Here is a 25,126-nt window from a genome sequence, read left to right as displayed (position 1 = left end):
CAGGCGAATGAAGGAGAAACATAGGTTATGATCTGGTTGAAAGACAAACGAATATGGATTTTGCTTGGCTTCTATGGAGTCCTGGCGATTCTTTTTCATATGTGCTGGCTGAAGCTTGGCGGCGGGGATGATTATTACTTTATGACCTGCCTTGATGATACCAGCTTCGGCGCATTCATGGTGAAGCGCTGGTATGGCTGGTCCTCCCGCCTGGTAATCGAGGGCGTGCTGGTACTGGTATTGCAGCAGCCGATCCTGGTATGGAAGGTGCTGGATATTCTGGTGTCGGTGCTAATTGCGTGGCTGTTGTGCGGATTTTTCTGCAGCGGCTATGGGAAACATGGAAGTGGCAGCAGTATCCAGACCGACAAAAACACTTTGTCTGGGACTCGGACGGTTGTCCCGCTTACATCCCTGATTCTGTTCCTCTGCCTCCTCCTTTCCTATGATTTCCGGGAAATGGATTCGGCAGGCTATATGACCACGACCATCAACTACTGGTGGCCCCTGGCAGCGTTAATGATAGCGGTGCTGCCTCTGTATCTCTGGTATCAGGAAGGTACCTGCAAGAAAAGTTACTATGTCCTCGGTACGCTGGCGGCCATTTTCGCCATCAATCAGGAGCAGATCTGCGCCATGGCATTGCTGGCCTGTCTGTATCTGCTGATTACAGATAATCTGCGGAGAAGAAAGACGAATCCCTATCTGTATGTACTCCTTGCCCTGTCTGTATGCTTCGCCATCTGCGTCGCGATTTGCCCAGGCAATGCGGCTCGCAAGGCTTCCAACATTGATTTCTGGTTCCCGGCCTACGCCGGATTCAATCTGGTGCAGAAGGTATTGCTTGGTTGGTACAGTCTACTAAAGACTCTGTATCAGGACGTCAATCTGCCCTATTTTCTGATGAGCGCCGTGCTGTTTATGGCAGTCCGAAAAAAACAGAAGAGATTTCCGGCACGCCTTATCGCAGCCATTCCACTGCTCTCAAATTTGGGACTTCTGGGCGTCCTGCTGTTCGGAAAATACCGGGAATACCCCTGGGTACACCTGATTCTCCATGTGTTTGATTTCGACCAGCCCGTAGTATACTATCAGGGCAGTCTGCCGAATTCCAACCGGCTCCTGCTGCTTGTATACACGTTCTGCTGCGCCTGCGTGGTGATTTCCCTGTTCCTTATCTGGAATAAGAAAGAGCGATCCATCGACGCATTAGCACTCCTCGTCATTGCCTCCGCCTCCAAGATCAGTATGGGCTTGTCGCCTACAGTCTGGGCCTCCTCGGAGCGCACCAGTATTTTCCTGGATTTCGGATTTATTCTGCTGGGAATGCTGGCGGTACGGGAAATGGAGCCGTGGAAAGCTGCTAAAAAATCGTGTTGTGCCATACCGTAAAGTAATGTATAATAATTCCCAGTGCTTTATGCATTATTTAACTGGACATATTTTGTTCTTACGATGTAATAAAGGAATATAGGTATTTCATGAAACGTAATAAAATAAAAAAAATTCAGTATATCATATGTTGTGTTCTATTAATATGGGGTGCAATTGATAGTTTAGTTAAATTTGTAAGGCTGGTTACCAACCCGGCATGGAGTGCTTCTTATAGTGCGCCGTTGCTGTGGTTTCTGATTATTTATTTTGTACCAGTGTGTATTATATTTTTTATATTTGAAATAATCAAACGATTTATTAAATAAATTAGGGGGAATCACATAATAGCGGAACAGGTTACCACTCCGATATCATTACCGGAAAATCATGTTGTATTTAATGAGTTCCCTGATCTATGCTATTGTGCAATTATTTTATGTGTATATAGCACAAAGAACAGCGAGGTATGTATGAAAAAATTAGCTTTGTCCGATGAAATTTTGCTGAAGATAGATAAACCGGCCCGGTATCTCGGAAATGAGATCAACGCAGTGATGAAAGATAAAAATAAGATAGATATTCGTTTTGCCATGTGTTTTCCGGACGTCTACGAAATAGGCATGTCCCATCTGGGCATCCAGATCCTGTACGATATGTTCAATCAGCGGGAGGACGTCTGGTGTGAACGCGTCTATTCTCCCTGGACCGATCTGGACAAAATCATGCGGGAGCAGCACATTCCGCTCTTTGCCCTGGAGTCGCAGGACCCCATTCGTGAGTTTGACTTTCTGGGTATCACGCTGCAGTACGAGATGGCCTACACCAACGTCCTTCAAATCCTGGATTTAAGCCAGATCCCGCTCTATGCCAAAGAGCGTACCTGGGATGACCCCATTGTCATTGGCGGCGGTCCCTGCGCTACCAATCCGGAGCCGCTGGCGGATTTCTTTGATCTGTTTTATATCGGAGAGGGCGAGACCTCCTATTTTGCGCTGTTGGACGCTTATAAGGCTTCCAGGGCAGCAGGAGAGAGCCGTGTACAGTTCCTGGAGCGTGCGGCGGAAATCCCGGGAATCTATGTGCCTTCTTTTTATGATGTCATTTACCATGAGGACGGAACCCTTGCGTCCATGGAGCCCAACAATCCCCATGCGCCCGCAAAGGTACAGAAGCAGGTGGTCACCGATCTGACTCACAGCTTCTATCCGAAAAAGCCGTTGGTTCCGTTTATCAAGGTGACCCAGGATCGTGTAGTTCTGGAGATTCAGCGTGGCTGCATCCGCGGCTGCCGTTTCTGCCAGGCCGGTATGCTGTACCGCCCTATCCGGGAGCGTTCCCTGGAAATGCTGGAAGAGGCCGCCACAGAGATGCTTAAAAACACCGGACATGAGGAGATTTCCCTAAGTTCCTTAAGCTCCAGCGATTTCAGCCGCCTGCCGGAACTGGTGAATTTCCTCATCGATACCTTTGGTAATAAGGGCGTCAATATTTCCCTGCCGTCTCTGCGTATCGACGCCTTTTCCCTGGATGTCATGAGCAAGGTCCAGGATATCCGCAAGAGCAGCCTGACCTTTGCGCCGGAGGCCGGTTCCCAGCGTCTCCGGGACGTGATCAACAAGGGACTGACTGAAGAAATCATTCTGGAAGGCGCCGGACAGGCCTTTGAGGGCGGCTGGCAGAAGGTGAAGCTGTATTTCATGCTGGGACAGCCCACAGAAACGATAGAGGACGAGAAGGCCATCGCCTGGCTGGCGGAGAAGATCGCAAAGCGTTACTACGAGATTCCCAAAGACAAGCGCAACGGTAAATGTCAGATTACCGTCAGCACTTCCTTCTTCGTGCCGAAGCCCTTCACCCCGTTCCAGTGGGCGCGCATGTGTACCAAGGAAGAATTTCTCGACAAGGCCTATATCGTCAACAGTGAGATCAAGGCCCAGTTAAATAAAAAGAGCATCAAATACAACTGGCATGAGGCCGACGTGACCGTGCTGGAGGGCATTCTGGCCCGCGGCGACCGCCGGGTGGGCGCGTCCCTTCTGGCTGCTTACCGGAACGGCTGTCTCTTTGATTCCTGGAGCGAGTGCTTCGATAATGACAGGTGGCTTCAGGCCTTTGAAGAGACCGGACTGGATGTGCCGTTCTATACTACCAGACATCGTGATGAAAATGAGTTGTTCCCCTGGGACTTCATCGACATCGGCGTTACGAAAAAATTCCTGCTGCGGGAGTGGAAGCGGGCTCACGAGGAGACCGTAACCCCCAACTGCCGTCAGCAGTGCCAGGGCTGCGGCGCGGGCAGTTACCGTGCCGGCTGCTGTCCCACAGCGCTTACAGGAGGTGAAAACGCATGAAAATCCGTATCAAATTCCGCAAATATGGTATTATGAAATTCATCGGCCATCTGGATATCATGCGCTATTTCCAGAAGGCCATGCGCCGGGCGGACATCGACATCTGCTATTCCGCAGGCTTCAGCCCCCATATGATCATGTCCTTTGCGTCTCCCCTGGGCGTGGGGCTTACCAGCGACGGCGAGTACCTGGACATTGAGATAGGAAATGAGCTGTCCTCCGAAGCGGCAGTAAAGCGTCTGAACAGAGTTATGGCCGAGGGCGTGGAGGTTCTTTCCTTCCGGAGGATCCCCGAGGAAAAATCCGCCAACGCAATGTCTCTGGTGGCGGCCGCCGATTACGAGGTCCGTTTCCGGGAAAACAGCCTGCCTGCGGACTGCGTCTTTGGAAATGGCCTGGAGGAAAAATGGGCGGAGTTCTGCGCACAGAAACAGCTCCTGGTGACAAAAAAGACGAAAAAAGGCGAGCGGGAGCTGGATCTAAAACCATTGATTTACGATACAAAATGCCAGGATGATTCCATTTCCTTACAGCTCTCCGCCGGAAGTGCCGAGAATGTGAAGCCGGAGCTGGTACTGGAAGCCTTTGCCACTTACGCAGGCTTTGAACTTCCGGAATTTGCCCTGCTGATTCACCGGAAGGAGCTGTACGCAAACCTGGCCGGTGAGGGCGAGCCACGGAAGCTGATAAGCCTGGAAGATCTGGGAGAGGAATTCTGATGGAACAGACAGAAATCATGGCAGAGCATACCTCTTCTTCGCACGCCGGGCAGCAGGGAGGCGGCGCCTTTCTGGTAACCACCCTGACCATCAGGGACCGGGAGCGCACAGTCTACGCTTTTTATGAAAATGACCATGCCGCCGAGCTGTCCTGTCTGCCCGCAGGCGGAGAATCCATCCTCGGAAATATCTATGTGGGCAAGGTGAAAAATATCGCTGCCAATATCAGCGCGGCCTTTATCGAGATTGCAAACGGGCAGCTCTGTTATTACGCCTTAAATGACAATGATGCGCCCATTTTCACGACACCGAAGAAAAAGAACACACTGGTGGCCGGAGATGAGCTTCTGGTGCAGGTGAGCCGGGAGGCCGTCAAGACCAAAGCCCCCACAGTCACTGCGAACCTGAATTTTGCCGGAAAATATCTGGTTCTGACCAGCGGCAAGCATCATCTGGGGCTGTCTTCCAAGCTTTCTCCTGAGGATAAACAGCGGCTTCGCACTATCGCAGAGCCTTTTCTTGGGAAAGATTTCGGCATCATCGTCCGTACCAACGCAGCGGAAGCCTCGGAGGATGAGCTGCGCGCGGAGCTTGGCGAACTGACAGAAGCCTATCGTTACACCGTGGAAACCGGGCGAAACCGCGCCTGTTTTTCTCTTGTATACAAAGAGCCGTCCGCTTACGCGGCAAGACTGCGGGGACTACGTGCCGACAGCTTTAATAAAATCGTGACGGATCGTGCGGACATTTACAGGGAACTAAAAGCCTATCTGACAGACCGTCAGCCGGCGGATCTGCCAAAGCTTTATTTCTATGAAGAGACAGCACCGTCCCTGGACAGCGTCTATGGCCTGTCCAAGGCCTTTGAAGAAGCCGGAAAAGAGCGTGTATGGCTCAAATCCGGCGGCTATCTGGTAATTCAACCCACGGAAGCCCTGACCGTTGTGGACATAAATACGGGTAAATATACGGGCAAAAAGAAGAAGGACGACACCTTCCTGAAAATCAATCTGGAGGCGGCCAGAGAGTTGGCGAGACAGCTCAGGCTCCGGAATCTGTCCGGTATCATTGTGGCAGATTTCATCGATATGGATCGGGAGGAAGATAAGCAGACACTGATGGCAGTGCTGGCATCGGAATTAAAAAAGGATCCGGTACGGACGTCCCTCGTAGATATGACGCCTCTTGGCCTGGTAGAAATTACTCGTAAAAAAGTGCAGAAGACACTGGCAGAGCAGGTAAACAGCTGATTTCACAGACATCCGAAAAACACATTCAGGAACGTTTTAAGGGGACTGAATGCATGAAAAACAGACGAAAAATATTTAGCTGAAATATGATAGAAATTACTTGACAGCAGGAAATTGTCCTGCTATTATATAAAAGATGCCGCACAACGAGGTATAAGTATGTGCTTTTTCAGTCCGACTGGAGAGCGCGTCACCGAAATTGGCGAGTAATTATATTAGGAGGTGCCACAGAATGTACGCAATTATTGCAACAGGTGGTAAACAGTACAAAGTATCTGAAGGCGACGTGATCAAGGTTGAGAAGCTTGGCGTTGCAGCTGGTGAGACTTATGAGTTCGATCAGGTTCTCGCAGTTGGCGGAGATTCTCTGACCGTAGGTACACCGACTGTAGCAGGAGCTACTGTAACTGCATCTGTAATCGGTGATGGTAAGGGCAAGAAAGTCATCGTTTACAAGTACAAGAGAAAATCTGGATATCACAAGAAGAATGGTCACAGACAGCAGTACACAGAAGTGAAGATCGAGAAGATCTCCGCGAACTAATTGTCATGATAACCGTTACCATATATAAGAAATCCAATCAGTATCTGGGGTTCGATATCAATGGACATGCCGGATACGCGGAGGAGGGTTCCGATATTATCTGCGCAGCAGTCAGTGTGCTTTCACTGAATACGCTGAATTCTATCGAGGCCTTTACAGAAGATGAATTTTCCGGTGAACAGGGTGATGGGTCGCTGACCTGCACCTTCCCGGAGCCTTTGTCAGAGAAAGCCGCATTGTTGATGGATTCCATGGTACTTGGGCTGACAGACATTCAAAAAAGCTATGGGAAACCATATATCAGGATTGTATTCAAGGAGGTGTAATACCATGTTACAGATGAACCTTCAGTTATTCGCTCATAAAAAGGGAGTAGGTTCTACAAAGAACGGCAGAGATTCCGAGTCCAAGAGACTGGGAGCTAAGAGAGCCGACGGACAGTTCGTAAAGGCCGGAAACATTCTTTACAGACAGCGCGGAACCAAGATTCACCCGGGTGTGAACGTAGGACGCGGTGGCGATGATACACTGTTTGCTCTGACCGACGGAGTCGTAAGATTCGAGAGAAAGGGCAGAGATAAGAAGCAGGTTTCTATCGTTCCGGTAGCAGCAGAATAAGTTGGTTGTAAAAGGCTTCAAGTCGGAAGATTTGAAGCCTTTTTTACCATTTTAATTTTCGGAGAATTATTATATGTTTGCAGACAGAGCAAAGATTTTAATCCGCTCCGGTAAGGGCGGAGACGGACATGTCAGCTTCCGCCGGGAGCTGTACGTACCCAACGGCGGTCCGGACGGCGGAGACGGCGGACGCGGCGGCGATGTGATTTTTGAAGTAGACGAGGGACTGAATACCCTCTATGAGTACCGTCATAAGAGAAAGTTCAAGGCTCAGGACGGCGAAGAAGGCGGAAAACGACGCTGCCACGGTAAAGACGGCAGCGATATTATATTAAAGGTTCCGGAAGGAACTATCATCAGAGAAGCGGAGAGCGGAAAGGTGATCGCGGACATGTCCGGCGAGAACCGCAGACAGGTAATCCTGCAGGGCGGCCGTGGCGGCGCGGGAAATATGCATTTTGCCACATCCACCATGCAGGTCCCGAAATACGCCCAGCCGGGCGTACCGGCCCAGGAGCTGGAGGTTCTTCTGGAGCTGAAGGTCATCGCGGACGTGGGACTGGTCGGTTTCCCGAATGTGGGAAAATCCACGTTCTTATCCCGTGTGACCAATGCACAGCCGAAGATCGCCAACTATCATTTCACCACTCTGAACCCGAATCTGGGCGTGGTGGATTTGCAGGGTGCTCCTGGCTTCGTCATCGCGGATATTCCGGGACTGATTGAGGGTGCTTCCGAGGGCGTGGGTCTGGGACATGAGTTCCTGCGCCATATCGAGCGTACCCGCGTACTGATCCATATTGTAGACGCTGCATCCACGGAAGGCCGTGATCCGGTAGCGGATATCTACGCCATCAACAAGGAGCTTGAGGCTTACAATGAAGAGATCGCGGCGCGTCCGCAGGTCATTGCAGCCAATAAGACAGACGTCCTGGGCGACAATGAGGAGCCCATCCAACGTCTGAAGGACGAGTTTGAGCCACAGGGCATCAAGGTATTCCCGATTTCCGCTGTGGCCGGAAAGGGACTGAAGGAACTCCTCTACTATGTAAGGGAGCTCCTTGATCAGGCGCCCCAGGAGGCCATTGTCTTCGAGCAGGAGTACTTCCCGGGCGAGGAGCTGGTATACGAGAACCTGCCATACACCGTTACCAAATCCGAGGAGGAAGAGGGCGTCTTCATCGTGGAAGGACCGCGTATCGAGAAAATGCTGGGCTACACCAACCTGGATTCCGAGAAGGGCTTTGCCTTCTTCCAGAACTTCCTGAAGAATACGGGTATCTTAAAGGAGCTTGAGGAAGCCGGTATTCAGGAGGGCGATACGGTCCGGATGTACGGACTTGCATTCGACTACTTCCGTTAGGCAATGAGCAGTGCGGAAGAAAGTAAAGACAGACACGTTGTACCCGAAGGGCACATAAGGGGCTGTTTTTGCTTTCTTTCATAGGGCGAAGCCCGCGAGCGAGATGGAGCGCAGCGGCAAGGTAAGCCCGGAGGGCGAGAGAGTGCCCTGGGGCAAATCGAGCCGCACTGCGATATAAATATAAGACAAAAGGAGAAATCATGACAAGTAAACAGCGTGCTTATTTAAAAGGCCTCGCAATGACCATGGAGCCGATTTTCCAGGTGGGCAAATCTTCCGTTACACCGGAATTTACCAAGGCTGTGGACGAAGCGCTGACTGCCAGAGAGCTGATTAAGCTCAGCGTTCTGCAGAACTGCGCGGATGATCCCCGCGCCATCGCAGAGGTAATTGCCGACCGCACCCGCTCTCAGGTCGTGCAGGTGATCGGAAAGAAGATCGTGCTGTATCGTGAGAATACAGACGAAAAGTACAAGAAAAAGAAGATTGTACTTCCGTTATAAGATTTTATAAAACACAGATTCTCAGGGAAAGGCGGTTATTTTCATGGAGCTTACACGAAAAAAGGTCGGCATCTTGGGCGGAACCTTTGATCCGATTCATACCGGACATCTGATTCTGGCGGAAGCTGCCTATGAGTCCTTTTCCCTGGATTATGTGCTGATTATGCCAAATGGCAACCCGCCCCACAAGGCCGGTCAGGTGAACGCTACCATGGAACAGCGCACCCGGATGGTGGAGCTTGCTGTGGCGGATAATCCGCATCTTAAGGTATCGGATTTCGAGAAAACACCGCAGGATTATCATTATACCTACGAAACCCTGGAGTTTCTGAAAAAAGAGCACCCGGATACCGATTACTATTTTATTCTGGGAGCAGATTCCCTGGTTCATTTCCACACCTGGATGGAACCCAGACGGATCTGCGAAGCCTGCAGTATCTTGGCGGCTACCCGGGATCATATGGAAAGCGAAGAGTTGACCGCCCGCATTCAGGAGCTTTCCCGGGTGTTCGGCGCTCATATTTATCCCATGGAGACGCCCAACATCGACATTTCCTCCAATATGATTCGGGAGCGTGTCCGCACCGGTCGTTCTATCCGGTATTATGTGCCTGAGGCAGTGGAGGAATATATTTATAAAAAGGGATTATACTGTCCGGCTTAAGGAGTTACTGATTATGATGAAGAATTATGATATGAAATCCTATCAGAAGAAGCTGAAGCGGGAAATGGATGAGGGCAGATATCAGCATACACTGGGCGTCATGTATACTTCCGCGGCCCTGGCCATGCGCTACGAATATGATATCCAGAAGGCACAGATGGCGGGACTTCTGCACGACTGTGCGAAATGTATTCCCAATGGAAAGAAATTAAAGCTGTGTGAGAAACACAACATTCAGATCACAGAGGTGGAGCGCCGCAATCCCTTTCTGCTGCATGCGAAGCTTGGGGCCTTTCTGGCCATGCATGAGTACGGCATCAACGACAAGGAGATTGTCAGCGCCATTTTAAACCATACCACCGGTAAACCGAATATGTCATTGCTCGACAAAATCGTCTACGTGGCGGACTATATCGAGCCCCGCCGTAACAAGGCACCGAATCTGACGGAGGTACGGAAGCTTGCGTTTATGGATCTGGATGAGGCTCTGTATAAGATTCTGTCTGATACACTGGCTTATCTGGACGACGGCCCGGGCGAGGTGGACGAGATGACAGTCAAAGCTTATGAATATTATAAGGCAAAGCGTGAGGAGGCAAACCATGACACAGAAGCAGTCTAAAGAAATGGCGCGTCTGGCTTATCAGGCCATGGAAGACAAGAAAGCGCGCGATATCCGTATCATTGATATTTCTGAAATTTCCGTTCTGGCCGATTATTTTCTGATTGCCAGCGGTTCCAATAAGAACCAGGTACAGGCCATGGTGGACAACGTACAGGAGGAGCTGCATAAGGCAGGCTTCGTTCCGAAGCAGGTGGAGGGCTACAACAGCGCCAACTGGATTCTCCTGGACTATGGCGATATCATCATCCATGTATTTGATGAAGAAAATCGTCTGTTCTACGATCTGGAGCGGATCTGGAGAGACGGATCCGTCATTGCTGCCGAGGATCTGGAGGCATAAAAACCATGAGTAAGATCGAAAAGGTCACCAAGACCACCGATAACCGATTCCTGAATATGTACGATCTGGATGTCGTTACAAAAACCGGTCATAAGGGACTTTACCACGTGGCATCCCGGGCAAAGGACGTGTCTGATTTGAAGTTGAATACTCATGTCAACAAACCGGATGGAGTCATTATCTATGCCCTCTATGGCGAAAAGCGGGAGCAGGTAGTCCTGATTCGCCAGTATCGGTTCAGCATCGGCGGTTACATCTATGAATTTCCGGCGGGACTGGTGGATGAAGGGGAAAATTATCATCAGGCAGGTGTGCGGGAACTGAAAGAAGAGACCGGACTTACGTTTCATCCTATTGAAGTAGATGAGATGTACAGCCGCCCTTATTTTACGACCATTGGAATGACCGATGAGTCCTGCGCTGCTGTATACGGTGCCGCAGACGGTGTAATTTCCAGGAATGGTCTGGAAGACGGAGAAGAGATAGAAGTCGTTTTGGCAGATCGCACGGAAATTCGAAGAATTCTGAAGGAAGAGAATGTATCACTGATGTGCGCTTACATGATGATGCATTTTCTGTATGAGGATCCGGAGAAGCCTTTTGGATTTTTACATGCGGAATAAACATGACAGCAGATGAATATGACTCTGCCAGGAAGGTGACTGTCATAGAGAGCAACACATTGGAAACTTATGTGTTATATTGAATTTTAGGTTATAATGTAGAAGGATGTAACATTGTAAAGGCTCTGTATTACAAATCATATGTAATACAGAGCCTTTTATAAGATAGCTTTTTTTATTACACTTTTCAGTAATTACCGGAAGAAGCGGAACACACCGAACACCTTACCAAGAATCTGACAATCCGGCACGATAATCGGATCCATGGTATCATTTTCCGGCTGCAGACGGATGTGATCGGCCTCGCGATAGAAGGTCTTGACCGTCGCGGAGTCGTTGATCAGCGCAACCACCATGTCGCCATTGGCAGCGGTCTGACACTGCTCCACAAGAATGGTGTCGCCGTCAAAGATGCCCGCATTGATCATGGACTCGCCTTTAACCTGTAGCATAAAACATTGCTCATTTGGCATAAACTCCATCGGTACCGGGAAATAAGACTCCACGTTCTCCACGGCCAGAATGGGCTCTCCGGCTGCCACACGGCCTACAACCGGGACGTTAACAACTTCACCGCGGCGGGCCGTATTGAAGTTATCATCCATGATCTCAATCGCGCGGGGCTTAGTGGGATCCCGGCGGATATAACCGTTTTTCTCCAACGTCTCCAGATGGGAATGAACGGACGAGGTGGATTTTAACTGTACCGCCTCGCAGATGTCACGGACCGAGGGCGGATATCCCTTGTTAATGATCTGTGATTTAATATATTCAAGAATTTCGGACTGCTTTTTCGAAATTTTACCGTAAGCCATAGTTAGATTCCTCCCGAACGTAATAAGGTCTGTATTTACTATCAGTATACCACAGGATGTATGATGATGCAAACAAATGTTTAGAAAATTTGTTCGTTTCCTTTTATAAGTATACATAATATAATTATGTATACTTATGCGTTACAAAATTGCATATTTGTGTAAATTTTAAGCACATTTTACATTTTTACTGGTATCTTATTACAGAACGTGATATAATTGTTACCAGATTATTAAATTCTACACAGGAAGGAAACTATGCAGATGAAAAAACGTTTAACACTGATTCTGCTGACCTTATCTCTTGCAGGCCTCCTTAGCCTTACCGGCTGTGGTAAAGGCGATCAGGAAGCTACATCAGATAACACCTTTTCCACTGAGGATGAAGTGACAGCGGATGAAGCAGAGGACACAGAAGACACCGAAGAAGAAGCGGAAGAGGTTGCTCCGGAAGGTATGTACCGCAGTGAACTGACCAATGAGTGGATCAGCGAAGATCTGAAGGATCAGCGTCCCATTGCTGTTATGGTTGACAATGAGAAGACCGCACTTCCACATTATGGACTGTCTCAGGCAGACATTATCTACGAGATGATGAACAGTACTCTGAATGACCATATCACCCGTTTCATGGTTCTGGTAAAAGACTATGACAGCATCAAGCAGCTGGGAAGCGTACGAAGCGTACGTCCGACCAACCTGATGATCGCGCCGGAGTGGAATGCCATCGTATGTCATGACGGCGGCCCGTTCTATATCAATACATTCCTGAATAATCCCTATGTGGATCATTTCAGCGGAACCTTCTCCCGCGTAAAGAACGGAAAGCCCCGTGAGTTTACCGAATATATTCTGACCGGCGATATGGCAAAGAACTTCAAAAATAACTCCAGTATCGACCGTAGCTATAATGAATATGCTCCCAAAGAAGCACATTTCCAGTTTGCTTCCGAGAGTAAACCGATAGAGCTTGACGGAACGGATTGCACACTGGTAGACCTGCCCTTCAAGCACAATGGTTCTCAGCTCGATTACGATGCGGAGAGCGGCACCTATCTGTATTCCGAATACGGCTCCAAGCATTTGGATCCGGGCAACGGTAACAGGCAGCTGGCATTCAAGAATGTTATTCTGCAGAAGATGTCCTACAGCCAGTTAGATGAGCATGGTTACATGGTATGGAACTGTCTGGCAAGCGGTCAGGAGGGCTATTATATCACCAATGGTAAGGCCATCCCGATTACCTGGACCAAGACATCCGATACCGAGCGTACGGTTTACCGTGATCTGAACGGCGACGAGATTACTATCAATACCGGTAAGACCTACATTGGCTTCGTAGCAGATGATGTGTGGAGCGAACTGGTAGTTGAGTAAACAAACTTCAAAAAATGGGTAGAAGAATACAGCACCATCGCAGCGAAAAACGCAGCAGATTAGTTTTCACTTCAGCTTAACGCTGCTTCCTCAAAAGGCCCTGCAGGTGATTCATTCATCTGCAGGGCCTCTCTTTATTCTTTCCGAAGCTTTACCACATTCGCCGCGCTGCGTCTCCTGGACTCATCCTGAGCGGCATAGTGCTTCCTTGTGGTATTGACGTCCTTATGACCCAGGACGTCCGCCACCAGGTAAATGTCGCCGGTTTCCTGATACAGCGTTGTACCGTAGGTACTCCGAAGCTTATGTGGGGTGATTTTCTTCAATGGCGTCACCTGCCTGGAATACTTTTTTACAAGATTTTCCACGGCCTTTACGCCGATACGACGGCGCTGGGTGGAATAGAAGAGGGCTTTTTCATGGCCTTCCTGGGGATTCACAAGCTTTCGGCTGCCATTGATATAATCCTTCAGCGCCTTTTCCACTTCATCACCGAAATAGACTATCATTTCGGAACCGCCTTTTCGGATGACGCGGATGCCATTGGTATTGAAATCAATATCAGTCACATCCAAGCCCACACACTCGGAGACACGGATTCCCGTACCCAGAAGAAGCGTCACAATAGCCAGATCCCGTTCTTTGGTTTTCTCATAGTAGACTTTTTTCTGACCGGTCAGCTCATCGCCGCCATGCTCGATAAAATCAAGTAAACGGGCTGTTTCATCCGGTTCCAGGCGGATGATGGCTTTCTCATGAAGCTTGGGCATGTCGACAAGGACGACCGGGTTATTTTTTATCAGTTCGTAACGGTAAAGATAATTAAACAAACTACGGACGGCAGATAACTTTCTTTTCATACCGCGTTCTCCATTTGTAATATCAATTTCGCCCTGTTCTTCCTCACGTTGATATAGTTTTAAATACTCTTTGTATTCCTCAATGTCAACGGTACTAATTTTATCTAAATCCTCATATGTAAAATCTGTTGTTTTATAATTTTTAAATAAAGGATTTTTCTCTACCAGAAAACGAAAAAAAATTCGTATGTCATATCCATATGAAATTCTGGTGGTAGTAGCCATGCTCATTTCCTTTGCCCGGAAAAAATCGCTGACGAAAGAGGGCAGGGTAGTAAGCACCTCCCGCAGCCGCTGAATATTCTCCGCATCCTTCTGTTCATGATAATTTTTATATTTCATTGTGCATGCCCGTCCTTTCTGTGGTTCTATTTTATCATTTTTTATGTAAAACTTCCAGAAAAGAATTGACTTTTCTGTATATACTGTTATAATAAATTTGTACAATTCCATATAAGGTATTAAGTGCTCAGATGGCCCCTCAGCCAGATGAGAAAAGGGAATCAGGTGTGAATCCTGAGCGATCCGGTCACTGTATTCAGGGAGTATCCTTTGATTGAATCCATTGTACTTTTACAGTATGAGAAGGAAAAAGGTATATGATGATCTGTAAGTCAGGAAACCTGCTTAGTATTTGAGGAGAGACTTCCGATGAAAGTTCAGTTCCTGACAGAAAGGTATTTGCGTTATGCCTTTTTGGGGTGTCTGCTTTTGGAAGCAGGCATTTTTTGTTTATGGAATGCGCTCGATGTGGAACCGTACAGGTAGCCGGGATGATATAAATCTTGAACATGCATTTTGATTTCTGGTCTGACAGGTCGTGACGGCATTCGGTCTGTTACGCTGGGAAGATAAATGTACCTCACCAAAATCCCTCAAAAAGCGATATATTATTACCCAACGAATTCGCTTACATTATAAACCAACCCAAATATTCAATCCGGCAGCCTTGACATCTGCGTCAGTGCTGTTCAGATTTTTCGATTTCACCTTATTGGGATTACCTGCAGCTTCCCGGTAGAGCGAATGAGAGAGGTTTGGACGTGCTGATAGCAGATGTTTTTTGTACCTTTTTTTATAATACCTGGAGCTATATGGAATCACGCATATAGAAATATATAGCTATATCTATTCGAAAAACAAGGATTTGGCGTATAGATCTAGGTCAGTCTGTACGGCACTCTTCGCCAATAAATACATTGTGTTTCGCGCAGACTTGTAGATTAAAAGCCGGATATTTAATCTTTTTGCAGACTAAACATCCGGCTTTCTTTTGTACCTTTTCCATCTCTCTGGTGTTTGTTTAAAATTCTCGTGTATCTTATTGGCAACGATTTATTTCTCTTATGTATTTTATTTTCTTATGTATTTCGTGCTCACCAATCTTATGTGTCTTAAAAGCTTTTGTACCTTATTAAAAATTCTCTCTTTTGTATATCTATGTAAAACTCAGTGGTACCACTGACAAACATAGCGCATCTGCCATGGTGGTCAATCGCTTACTTATACTCTGCAGAATAATACGGCATTATCAGATACTGGCCGGATACGATACTGTCGCTGTCTGCAATACCGTTAATCTGACGTACCTCTGCTACATAGACCGCACGGGACTCATACTGGTCACCCATATAATCCTCTGCCAGATCCCATAGGGTGTCGCCGGGCTGAATCTCAATATTCGTATAATACTTATAATAGATAGTATCCGACTCCTTTGCCTCGGCCTGGGAAAGAAAACTGCCGAACAAAAAGGTGAAGGCAAGGGCCAGGCAAAGGCCGGAAACCAGAATCAGAAAATTCCTTTTTCTTTCATATGCTCTTCTTCTCTCGTATCTTAATTTTCTTCCGTACATAAGATATGCCCTCCCCACTCTTGCGCTCTCCAGTGCGCCTACTGTTCGAACACGCTTTCCGAACAGCTGTTCTTTTTTGATATTTGTATTATAAGTCTCGAACATTCGTTTGTCAATACATATGTTCGAATTTTATATAAAAAAGAATGTGCCACTGGCACATTCCCATGTTTCGAAAATTATTTACTGTTACATAAAAGCGGTATCCCTGTCCTTCTATTTCCGAAAGTCAGAAACACCGCCCGTACGGTTCTGTTTAAATATAATACATATCCTGCCCGCTGCTCAGGCGCTGCTGATAATCCGCCTTCAGTTCTTCCAGCGTAAGCTCTGACAGAAACTGTTCCATAGCCTGATTGATCGGGTCAATCAGACGCTTCTGCATGGTCTCTGAGACAGCGTAACATCGACTTTCCGAAGATACTTCTTCATCTGCTATCTGATAAGAACCCTCCAGGATCTCCAGGATCTCCGCTGCTGTAATGTATTTGGGACTCCGGGCAAGCTGATAACCTCCCTGGGGCCCTTTTAAGGCCTTTACAAGCCCTGCGCGGCGAAAAGAAGCAAATACCTGCTCCAGAAACTGTGCCGGGATTTCTCCGCGTTCTGCGATGTTGCTCAGGGAAACATACTGATTCTGCGGCGCAGAAGCCAGATCAATTAATGCCCGCAGTCCGTAGCGGCTCTTTTTCGAAAGCTGCATAAGTAAGTCCTCCTCATGAAAAAGATAAGGGGCAGATACATGATCCGCCCCTGTACTCAGTCTTTTACTGTACTGCCTTGAATGCCTCGTCCAGATCCTGAATGATATCGTCGATATTCTCAGTTCCGATAGAAAGACGGATGGTGTTCGGCTTAATGCCCTGATCCAGAAGTTCTTCCTCTGTGCACTGGCTATGCGTGGTGGTTGCCGGATGGATAACCAGAGACTTCACATCAGCTACATTTGCAAGCAGGGAGAACAGCTCCAGGTTGTCGATGAAGTCCTTCGCCTTCTGTGCGTCGCCCTTGATTTCAAAAGTAAAGATGGAGCCGCCGCCGTTCGGGAAGTACTTTGCGTACAGTTCCTTCTGCTCCGGATCATCGGATACAGACGGATGATGAACCTTCTCTACCTGCGGATGGTTGTTCAGATACTCTACCACCTTCAAAGCATTCTCTACGTGACGTTCTACGCGGAGAGAAAGGGTTTCAAGTCCCTGCAGGAAGAAGAATGCATGGAACGGAGAAATGGTTGCTCCGGTATCACGAAGAAGGATAGCGCGAATCTTGGTGACAAACGCAGCCGGTCCAACTGCCTTTGTAAAGCTGATTCCATGATAGCTGGGGTTCGGCTCTGTCAGGGACGAGAATTTTCCGGAGCCCTCCCAGTCGAATTTTCCACTGTCTACAATGACTCCTCCGATGGTAGTTCCATGACCACCGATAAATTTGGTTGCGGAATGAACGACGATATCCGCGCCGTACTCAATGGGGCGAACCAGATACGGGGTTGCAAAGGTATTATCTACAACCAGCGGGATTTTATGCGCATGGGCAATCTTTGCCAGTCTCTCGATATCTACCACATCAGAATTCGGATTTCCCAGAGTCTCAATGTAAAGAGCCTTCGTATTGTCCTGAATGGCTGACTCTACCTCATCGTAGTTGAAGATATCTACGAAGGTAGTTGTCACACCGTATGCCGGAAGGGTATGCTCCAGAAGGTTGAAGCTTCCACCGTAAATGTTCTTTGCAGATACGATATGGTCACCGCTCTGAGCCAGGTTCTCAATGGTATAGGTGATAGCTGCCGCACCGGATGCTACAGCCAGAGCTGCTACGCCGCCTTCCAGTGCTGCAATTCTCTTCTCAAACACGTCCTCAGTGGGGTTGGTCAGACGTCCGTAGATATTGCCTGCGTCTGCCAGTCCGAAACGTGCAGCCGCGTGATCGCAGTTGCGGAATACGTAGGAAGATGTCTGGTAAATCGGAACGGCTCTTGCATCCGTTACCGGATCCGGCTGCTCCTGACCTACGTGAAGCTGAAGGGTTTCAAATTTAAATTTTCTCTGTTCTCTTGTAAGTTTGCTCATTGGTTTTGCCCTTTCTTATGGTAAATTATTTTATGATACTTCAAATGAATTACTCGGTAAACAGCGGTGTGGAATAATATCTGTCTCCGGTATCCGGAAGCAGTACCACGATGGTCTTGCTTTTGTTCTCCGGACGCTTTGCAAGCTGGATGGCTGCGTACAGTGCCGCACCGGAGGAGATTCCTACCAGAACGCCTTCCTTCTTCGCCAGAAGCTTTGCTGTCTCAAATGCATCATCATTTTCAATCGGAAGAATTTCATCGTAAATCTTGGTATTCAGTACATCCGGGACGAAGCCGGCGCCGATTCCCTGAATCTTGTGGGGACCGCTCTTGCCCTCAGAAAGAACCGGGCTTCCTGCGGGCTCTACTGCTACAACCTTTACATCCGGCTTCTGGGACTTCAGGTACTCTCCTGTTCCTGTCAGGGTTCCGCCGGTACCTACGCCCGCTACAAAGATGTCAACTGCTCCATCGGTATCCTTCCAGATCTCCGGGCCTGTGGTTGCTTTATGTGCTGCCGGGTTTGCCGGATTTACGAACTGTCCCGGGATGAAGCTGTTCGGGATTTCCTTTGCAAGCTCTTCTGCTTTAGCGATGGCTCCTTTCATACCCTTGGCTCCTTCAGTCAGAACCAGTTCTGCACCATATGCCTTCAGGATGTTTCTACGCTCTACGCTCATGGTCTCCGGCATAGTCAGGATGATGCGGTATCCTTTGGCTGCTGCAATGGCTGCCAGGCCAATGCCTGTATTTCCGGAGGTCGGCTCTATGATTACGGAACCTTCTTTCAGTGCTCCCTTTGCCTCTGCATCCTCGATCATCGCTTTTGCGATACGGTCTTTTACGCTTCCGGCAGGATTGAAATACTCAAGCTTTACCAGTACGGTAGCTTCCAGTCCCAGCTCTTTTTCTACGTTTGTAACCTCTACCAGAGGTGTGTTTCCGATGAGTCCTAATGTTCCCTTATAAATGTTTGCCATTGTTTTCGTTCTCCTTTCAATCTCCTCAAGTTCGGTTTTTCTTTTCTTATATTTCCTATCTGTTTAGTAGTATATACCTGGTTTTTGAAATTGTCAATAGCTTTTTTCATCTTTTTCTGATAAACTAAGTAGGGAATTAATTTGAAAATAATTTATATAAAAAGGATCAAATTGAAGAAATACCCTACGGGTATACCTGAATTAAGAAAGGATTGACCAGAGGAAATGAAATTACAGCAGCTTTTAAGCCATGTCCGCAAGGCCGTGGATACCTACCATATGATTGACGACGGAGACCATATCGCTATCGGAATCTCCGGCGGAAAGGACAGCCTGACTATGCTCTATGCGCTGCATGGACTTCGGCGGTTCTATGAGAAGCATTTTGAAATTGAGGCAATTACAGTGGATCTTGGCTTCCCGAATTTTGATTTAAGTCCGATTCAGGCGCTCTGCGATGAGCTGGGCGTGCGGTATACGATTGTGAATACCGAGATCTATGACGTAGTGTTCAACGTTCGTAAAGAAAGCAATCCCTGCGCGCTCTGCGCCAAGATGCGCAAAGGTGCGCTTAATGAGACGATTAAGAAGTTGGGGTGCAATAAGATCGCGTACGCACACCACAAGGACGATGTGGTAGAGACGATGATGCTCTCGCTTCTCTATGAAGGGCGGTTTCATTCCTTTGACCCGGTGACGTATCTGGATCGGATGGATTTAACGGTGATTCGGCCATTGTTGCTGGTGGATGAGGCGGATGTGATTGGATTTAAGAATAAATACAATCTGCCGGTATGTAAAAGTCCCTGTCCGGCGGACGGATATACCCGCCGGGAATATGCCAAGGAACTGATACGGCAAATCTGTCATGAGAATCCGGGGGCCAAGGAACGGATGTTCCGGGCGGTGCTGGACGGATTATATAAGAAGTTTGAGGACACGGAGTATGTGCGCAAGCTGGTGCATCCGGATGTGATTTGATATGTTAAAACGGACGAAGCCAGGAAAAATCCCCTCCCACAGGGACGCATTGTTTTCCTGTGGAAGGGGATTTTTCCCGGCTTCTGGTTTTGTAAAACGAAAGGTTATTAAATAACTTCTTACTCAATCTCCGCATGCAGATCCTGCAGGGACTTCACATCAAGCTTGCCACCCTTGGCATTTACCTGACGGATACCCTCCGCAGTAGCGATGGCTGCCGCCATGGTGGTCATATAGGGAATCTTGCCCTTGATAGCTGCCTTGCGGACATAGCTGTCATCAAAGCGGCTCTCATTTCCGGAGGGCGTATTCACAATTAAATCAATCTTCTTATTGGCAATAGCATCCAGGATATTCGGACGGCCCTCGCTCAGCTTCTTGATTTTCTCAGCCGGAATACCATCTTCTGTAATCATATCGTAGGTTTTTCCGGTTGCCATAATATGGAAGCCATCCTGATGGAAGCCTCTTGCTACCTGAAGAAGCTCTTCCTTATCACGGTCGCTGACACTGATCAGAACCGTTCCGGACAGGGGCAGCGGTGTCTGAGTCGCTTCCTGCGCCTTGTAGAAGGCTTCTCCGAAATTGGACGCCAGTCCCAGTACCTCACCGGTAGAACGCATCTCCGGTCCCAGAATCGGGTCTACCTCCTGGAACATATTGAAGGGGAATACCGCCTCCTTCACGCCGTAGTGATGGAATTTGCTCTCCTTAAGACCGGGTACCGGGGAAGGAATACCGGTCAGCTCCTCTGTAATAACCTGGGTAGCCAGCTGTACCATCTGAATGTTGCAGACCTTGGATACCAGCGGCACCGTTCTGGACGCTCTCGGATTGGCCTCCAGTACAAATACCTTACCGTCCTCGATGGCATACTGCATATTCATCAAACCGCAGACATGCATCTCTTCCGCAATCTTCTTTGTATATTCCTTAATCGTCTTTACATTCTCCTCTGAGATATTCAGAGAAGGCAGGATGCAGGCGGAATCTCCGGAATGAACGCCGGCCAGCTCAATATGCTCCATGACAGCCGGTACAAAGGCGTGGGTTCCGTCACAGATGGCATCTGCCTCGCACTCCATCGCGTGATGCAGGAAACGGTCAATCAGAATCGGACGATCCGGAGTCACGCCTACCGCCGCACGCATATATTCCTTCAGGCTCTCCGGCTCATGGACAACCTCCATACCACGGCCGCCCAGTACATAAGAAGGACGCACCATAACCGGATAACCGATGCGCTCGGCAATTTCCAGAGCTTCCTCCACATCAACAGCCATACCTGCCTCCGGCATGGGGATATTCAGCTTCTCCATGATGGCGCGGAACTGATCCCGATCCTCTGCCAGGTCGATGATCTCCGGGCTGGTTCCCAGAATCCGGACACCATTCTTTTCCAGATCTGCTGCCAGATTCAGCGGCGTCTGTCCGCCGAACTGGGCAATAACGCCTACCGGCTTCTCCTTCTCGTGGATACTTAAGACGTCCTCCAGAGTCAGCGGCTCAAAATACAGCTTATCGGAGGTATCGTAATCGGTAGATACGGTTTCCGGATTGCAGTTTACAATGATTGTCTCGAAGCCAAGCTTCTTCAAAGCAATTGCCGCGTGTACACAGCAATAATCAAATTCGATACCCTGACCGATTCGGTTGGGGCCGCCGCCCAGAATCATGATTTTCTGCTTATCCGTGCTGACCGGGTTTTTATCCGGCGCATTGTAGGTAGAATAATAGTAAGCGCTGTCCTTGGTTCCGCTTACATGAACGCCCTCCCAGCTCTCTGTTACACCGATCGCCGTTCTCGCGCTGCGGATATCTGCTTCCGGAACCCCCAGAAGCTGGCTTAAATAACGATCTGCGAAGCCGTCCTTTTTAGCCTGTGTCAGGACCTCTGCGGGCGGTACCTGTCCCTTATAAGTTAAGAGCTTCTCTTCCTCCTCAACCAGTTCCCGCATCTGATTCAGGAAATAATCTTTGATTTTTGTCAGCTCAAAGAGCTCTGCATTGGTTGCGCCCTTCCGGATAGCCTCATACATAATGAACTGGCGTTCACTGGTAGCTGTATGCAGCATATGCAGCAGCTCTTCTTTGGATTTTTCATGGAAATCCTTCGCGAATCCAAGACCGTAACGGCCAATCTCCAGACTGCGGATGGCTTTCTGGAAGGCTTCCTTATAATTTTTACCGATACTCATAACCTCGCCAACGGCGCGCATCTGCGTACCCAGCTTATCCTCCACGCCCTTGAACTTTTCAAAAGCCCAGCGCGCGAACTTAATTACGATATAATCTCCGTCCGGAACATAGCGATCCAGTGTGCCGTATTTTCCGCAGGGAATCTCGTCCAGTGTCAGACCGGACGCCAGCATAGCGGAAACCAGCGCAATGGGGAAGCCGGTTGCCTTGGAAGCCAGTGCGGAGGAGCGTGAGGTACGGGGATTGATCTCGATGACGATGTCGCGATCTGTCTTCGGATCATGGGCCCACTGTACATTGGTTCCGCCGATGACCTGGATGGCCTCGACGATCTTGTAGGATTTCTCCTGCAGACGCTTCTGCACATTTTCGGGAATGGTCAGCATGGGCGCGGAGCAGAAAGAATCGCCGGTATGTACGCCCAGGGGATCGATATTCTCAATAAAGCATACGGTAATGATATTGTTTTTGCTGTCGCGGACTACCTCCAGCTCCAGCTCTTCCCAGCCGAGAATGGACTCCTCCACCAGAACCTGACCCACCAGGCTAGCCTGCAGACCTCTGGCTACGACCGTTTTCAGCTCTTCTACATTGTATACAAGGCCGCCGCCTGCGCCGCCCATCGTGTAAGCCGGACGGAGAACAACCGGGTAGCCCAGTTTATCCGCAATAGCTACTGCCTCGTCGACGGTATAGGCAACTTCGCTGCGTGCCATCTCGATCCCTAAGCTGTCCATGGTGTGCTTGAACTCAATCCGGTCCTCGCCGCGCTCGATGGCGTCTACCTGCACGCCGATGACCTTAACGCCATATTTATCCAGGACGCCTGCCTTCGCCAGCTCAGAGCAAAGATTAAGACCTGACTGTCCGCCGAGGTTCGGCAGCAGGGCATCCGGTCTCTCCTTCTCAATGATCTGAGTCAGCCGCTCCACATTCAGCGGCTCAATATAAGTGACATCCGCGGTTCCCGGATCGGTCATAATCGTAGCCGGGTTGGAATTAACGAGAACGATCTCGTAGCCCAGCTTCTTCAGTGCCTTGCAGGCCTGTGTGCCGGAATAATCGAATTCACATGCCTGACCGATAATAATCGGGCCGGAACCGATAATCATTACTTTGTGGATATCCTGTCTTTTACCCATGTTTTCTCTCCCTGTATTTATATCATAATTTTTTGTTTCTACGACTCTAATAAAATGGTAAATGGTCCGTCATTTAAAAGTTCTACTTTCATATCTGCGCCAAACTCTCCCTGTTCAACCACAGCCACTTCTTTTTTGCAGCTTTCAATGATGTATTCGTAGAGCTCATTTGCCATATCCGGACCCGCCGCCTCTGTAAATCCCGGCCGGTTCCCATGTCTGCAGTCCGCGTACAGTGTAAACTGGGAAACCAGCAGAAGCCCCCCGTTCACATCCTTCAGGGACTTGTTAATCTTCCCGTTTTCATCCGCAAAAATACGCAGGCCAATCATTTTTTTCACCAGACGGTCTGCGTCCTCTCTTGTATCTTCTTTTCCCACACCAATCAGCACCAGATAGCCCTGATTGATACGGCCGATGGTTTCCTCATGCACCGTTACCGATGCATGGGAAACCCGCTGTATTACAAATTTCATTTAAGATAATACTCCTGTCAGATTCTTTCGTGTTCCTTTTCCTTGTAAGCGACAAACTCACGAATCATATGAATCGTGCCATCGATGCCGAGAGTCGCTGTGTTCAGAGACAGGTCATAACCTGCCGCGTCGCCCCATTTCTTACTGGTGTAGTAATTGTAATAGCTTGCACGGCGCTTATCCGTCTTGATAATCAAATCTTTGGCTTTGGCGTCCGTCAGATCGTGACGTCTTGCAATCCGCACAATACGATCCTGGAGATCCGCATGCAGAAATACATTGACCACATTCGGGAAATCTGCCAATGCATAGTCAGCGCAGCGCCCTACGATGACGCAGGGGCCTTCCTTGGCGATATTCTTAATGGCGTCAAACTGCGCCAGGAAAATCTTGTGGTTCAGGGGCATCTCTGAGAAAGAAGAAGTGGTATATCCCAGAGAATAAGTATCCATCACCAGTGAATAGAGGAAGCTGTTGGTCGGCTTCTCGTCGTGATTTTCGAAAATCTCCTGACAGAGGCCGCTGTCCTTGGCTGCTCTCTCCAGCAATGCTTTGTCATAAAAAGGAACGTTTAACTCTTCCGCAAGCTGTTTTCCGATGTCGTGTCCGCCGCTTCCATACTGGCGTCCGATGGTAATGATTGTGTTATTTGCCATAAAATCATTCTCCCTTCCAGTTGTTCTTGTCTATATTATACAACATTTTGCAGGGAAATGGAACCTGAAAATTATTCCGCGTAATAAACATAGGAAGCCTTCCGTTCCTTAGGCTCCTTCGCCGGTTCTGCCGCATAACCCAGCACACAGTGGCCGATGCCCTCATAATCTCCTTCAATCCCGAGAGCTTTCAGGATTCCCTTGCCTTCCTCGCTCTCGAATTCCTCTTTCGCCCGGTGAATCCAGCAGCTTCCAAGTCCCAGATCCGCAGCGGCCAGCATCAGATTGCCCATCACGAGACTGCCGTCGTATACATGCGTCGGTTTGTTCTTGTCTGCCAGCACCACCAGTACCACCGGAGCACCATAGAACGGATCCGCTTTTGAACCCATAATCTCTGCGTTCATCTTTGAAAGTTTATCCCGCAGCTCCTTATTGGTTACGGCTATTATAATCGGGGACTGCATTCCCATTCCGGTCGGCGCCCAGGTGCCGGCCTCCAGTACTTTATTAAGCAGCTCCTTCGGAACCATATCCGGCTTAAAATTACGGCAGCTTCTTCTTTCTTTGATGGTTTTTAATGTCTCAGCCATGATGTATCACTCCTCTCGTTTTTCCAATTATAGCATGACGGTATTGCTTTTGCACCCCATTTTCATATTTTTTCGCACCCTTTTTAGCGACATCCTTCCATAAAAAGGAGCCCCGGCGCGTCCGCTCCCCAGCTCCGAGC

25 protein-coding genes and 1 riboswitch are annotated in these 25,126 nt (G+C 48.7%); of the genes, 15 read left to right on the top strand and 10 right to left on the bottom strand.

The annotated features are described in order from the left end of the window. The first annotated feature begins 27 nt into the window (after positions 1-27). From WMO29_RS12730 to WMO29_RS12670, 13 genes are all read left to right on the top strand, one after another. Complete coding sequence (locus WMO29_RS12730; protein WP_349165054.1) at positions 28-1,392, top strand: hypothetical protein; 1,365 nt, start codon at positions 28-30, stop codon at positions 1,390-1,392. Positions 1,393-1,844: 452 nt separating this feature from the next. Next, on the top strand, positions 1,845-3,725 hold the full coding sequence (locus WMO29_RS12725; RefSeq protein WP_349165053.1) for a TIGR03960 family B12-binding radical SAM protein: 1,881 nt from the start codon (positions 1,845-1,847) through the stop codon (positions 3,723-3,725). After that, positions 3,722-4,444 (top strand): TIGR03936 family radical SAM-associated protein, encoded by a 723-nt coding sequence (locus WMO29_RS12720; RefSeq protein ID WP_349165052.1) that lies wholly within the window; start codon positions 3,722-3,724, stop codon positions 4,442-4,444. Before WMO29_RS12725 ends, WMO29_RS12720 begins: the two co-directional genes overlap by 4 nt. Then, positions 4,444-5,694, top strand: coding sequence for a ribonuclease E/G (locus tag WMO29_RS12715; RefSeq protein WP_349165051.1), 1,251 nt, complete (start codon positions 4,444-4,446; stop codon positions 5,692-5,694). Before WMO29_RS12720 ends, WMO29_RS12715 begins: the two co-directional genes overlap by 1 nt. Positions 5,695-5,926: 232 nt before the next feature. After that, positions 5,927-6,238 (top strand): 50S ribosomal protein L21, encoded by a 312-nt coding sequence (gene rplU, locus WMO29_RS12710; protein WP_178038128.1) that lies wholly within the window; start codon positions 5,927-5,929, stop codon positions 6,236-6,238. Between the two features lie 5 nt (positions 6,239-6,243). Continuing rightward, the gene (locus WMO29_RS12705; RefSeq protein WP_178038129.1) at positions 6,244-6,564 is read left to right on the top strand and encodes a ribosomal-processing cysteine protease Prp; all 321 of its coding nucleotides are present in this window, start codon (positions 6,244-6,246) and stop codon (positions 6,562-6,564) included. Positions 6,565-6,568: 4 nt separating this feature from the next. Then, entirely contained in the window at positions 6,569-6,856 is a 288-nt protein-coding gene (gene rpmA, locus WMO29_RS12700; protein WP_087165749.1) for a 50S ribosomal protein L27, read from the top strand. Between the two features lie 73 nt (positions 6,857-6,929). Further along, positions 6,930-8,219 (top strand): GTPase ObgE, encoded by a 1,290-nt coding sequence (gene obgE / locus WMO29_RS12695; protein ID WP_349165050.1) that lies wholly within the window; start codon positions 6,930-6,932, stop codon positions 8,217-8,219. Between the two features lie 200 nt (positions 8,220-8,419). Further along, on the top strand, positions 8,420-8,722 hold the full coding sequence (gene yhbY / locus WMO29_RS12690) for a ribosome assembly RNA-binding protein YhbY (RefSeq protein ID WP_178038131.1): 303 nt from the start codon (positions 8,420-8,422) through the stop codon (positions 8,720-8,722). A gap of 43 nt (positions 8,723-8,765) precedes the next feature. Beyond that, entirely contained in the window at positions 8,766-9,386 is a 621-nt protein-coding gene (nadD, locus tag WMO29_RS12685; RefSeq protein ID WP_349165049.1) for a nicotinate-nucleotide adenylyltransferase, read from the top strand. Between the two features lie 16 nt (positions 9,387-9,402). Further along, positions 9,403-10,008: a bis(5'-nucleosyl)-tetraphosphatase (symmetrical) YqeK gene (gene yqeK, locus WMO29_RS12680; protein WP_349165111.1), complete on the top strand. Its 606-nt coding sequence runs from the start codon at positions 9,403-9,405 to the stop codon at positions 10,006-10,008. Beyond that, positions 9,989-10,351, top strand: a complete 363-nt coding sequence (gene rsfS, locus WMO29_RS12675; RefSeq protein ID WP_349165048.1) for a ribosome silencing factor — start codon at positions 9,989-9,991, stop codon at positions 10,349-10,351. The genes yqeK and rsfS overlap by 20 nt, the downstream gene beginning before the upstream one ends. Before the next feature lie 5 nt (positions 10,352-10,356). Further along, positions 10,357-10,974, top strand: coding sequence for an NUDIX hydrolase (locus WMO29_RS12670; protein ID WP_349165047.1), 618 nt, complete (start codon positions 10,357-10,359; stop codon positions 10,972-10,974). A 194-nt stretch (positions 10,975-11,168) separates the two neighbouring features. On the opposite strand, the gene lexA is transcribed toward WMO29_RS12670, so the two are convergent. Further along, on the bottom strand, positions 11,169-11,789 hold the full coding sequence (gene lexA, locus WMO29_RS12665; protein ID WP_178038135.1) for a transcriptional repressor LexA: 621 nt from the start codon (positions 11,787-11,789) through the stop codon (positions 11,169-11,171). 264 nt (positions 11,790-12,053) lie between these two features. On the opposite strand from lexA, the gene WMO29_RS12660 reads away from it, so the two are divergent. Beyond that, the gene (locus WMO29_RS12660; RefSeq protein ID WP_178038136.1) at positions 12,054-13,166 is read left to right on the top strand and encodes a DUF3048 domain-containing protein; all 1,113 of its coding nucleotides are present in this window, start codon (positions 12,054-12,056) and stop codon (positions 13,164-13,166) included. 134 nt (positions 13,167-13,300) lie between these two features. On the opposite strand, the gene WMO29_RS12655 is transcribed toward WMO29_RS12660, so the two are convergent. From WMO29_RS12655 to cysK, 5 genes are all read right to left on the bottom strand, one after another. Further along, on the bottom strand, positions 13,301-14,368 hold the full coding sequence (locus WMO29_RS12655; RefSeq protein WP_178038137.1) for a tyrosine-type recombinase/integrase: 1,068 nt from the start codon (positions 14,366-14,368) through the stop codon (positions 13,301-13,303). Between the two features lie 104 nt (positions 14,369-14,472). Then, positions 14,473-14,671, top strand: a riboswitch (cobalamin riboswitch). Between the two features lie 854 nt (positions 14,672-15,525). Continuing rightward, on the bottom strand, positions 15,526-15,882 hold the full coding sequence (locus WMO29_RS12650; protein ID WP_178040076.1) for a LysM peptidoglycan-binding domain-containing protein: 357 nt from the start codon (positions 15,880-15,882) through the stop codon (positions 15,526-15,528). A gap of 256 nt (positions 15,883-16,138) precedes the next feature. Beyond that, positions 16,139-16,585 (bottom strand): RrF2 family transcriptional regulator, encoded by a 447-nt coding sequence (locus tag WMO29_RS12645; RefSeq protein ID WP_349165046.1) that lies wholly within the window; start codon positions 16,583-16,585, stop codon positions 16,139-16,141. A 64-nt stretch (positions 16,586-16,649) separates the two neighbouring features. Beyond that, complete coding sequence (locus WMO29_RS12640) at positions 16,650-17,957, bottom strand: O-acetylhomoserine aminocarboxypropyltransferase/cysteine synthase family protein (RefSeq protein ID WP_349165045.1); 1,308 nt, start codon at positions 17,955-17,957, stop codon at positions 16,650-16,652. A gap of 49 nt (positions 17,958-18,006) precedes the next feature. After that, positions 18,007-18,939 (bottom strand): cysteine synthase A, encoded by a 933-nt coding sequence (gene cysK, locus WMO29_RS12635; RefSeq protein ID WP_178040079.1) that lies wholly within the window; start codon positions 18,937-18,939, stop codon positions 18,007-18,009. A gap of 225 nt (positions 18,940-19,164) precedes the next feature. Here cysK and WMO29_RS12630 point away from each other — a divergent pair, with 225 nt between their 5' ends. Next, positions 19,165-19,920: a PP-loop family protein gene (locus WMO29_RS12630; protein ID WP_178040080.1), complete on the top strand. Its 756-nt coding sequence runs from the start codon at positions 19,165-19,167 to the stop codon at positions 19,918-19,920. Between the two features lie 119 nt (positions 19,921-20,039). On the opposite strand, the gene carB is transcribed toward WMO29_RS12630, so the two are convergent. From carB to WMO29_RS12610, 4 genes are all read right to left on the bottom strand, one after another. Continuing rightward, the gene (gene carB, locus WMO29_RS12625) at positions 20,040-23,261 is read right to left on the bottom strand and encodes a carbamoyl-phosphate synthase large subunit (RefSeq protein ID WP_349165044.1); all 3,222 of its coding nucleotides are present in this window, start codon (positions 23,259-23,261) and stop codon (positions 20,040-20,042) included. A gap of 38 nt (positions 23,262-23,299) precedes the next feature. Then, positions 23,300-23,737: a D-aminoacyl-tRNA deacylase gene (gene dtd, locus WMO29_RS12620; protein ID WP_349165043.1), complete on the bottom strand. Its 438-nt coding sequence runs from the start codon at positions 23,735-23,737 to the stop codon at positions 23,300-23,302. A gap of 17 nt (positions 23,738-23,754) precedes the next feature. Continuing rightward, complete coding sequence (locus WMO29_RS12615; protein ID WP_349165042.1) at positions 23,755-24,393, bottom strand: cytidylate kinase-like family protein; 639 nt, start codon at positions 24,391-24,393, stop codon at positions 23,755-23,757. A 71-nt stretch (positions 24,394-24,464) separates the two neighbouring features. Further along, the gene (locus WMO29_RS12610; RefSeq protein WP_349165041.1) at positions 24,465-24,986 is read right to left on the bottom strand and encodes a nitroreductase; all 522 of its coding nucleotides are present in this window, start codon (positions 24,984-24,986) and stop codon (positions 24,465-24,467) included. Between the last annotated feature and the right edge of the window lie 140 nt (positions 24,987-25,126).

The organism is Laedolimicola intestinihominis (genome assembly GCF_040096155.1).
In the GTDB taxonomy this organism is placed as follows: Bacteria; Bacillota; Clostridia; order Lachnospirales; family Lachnospiraceae; genus Laedolimicola; species Laedolimicola intestinihominis.
Note: the sequence above shows the minus strand (reverse complement) of the source record. Positions and strands in the feature narration are given on the sequence as shown.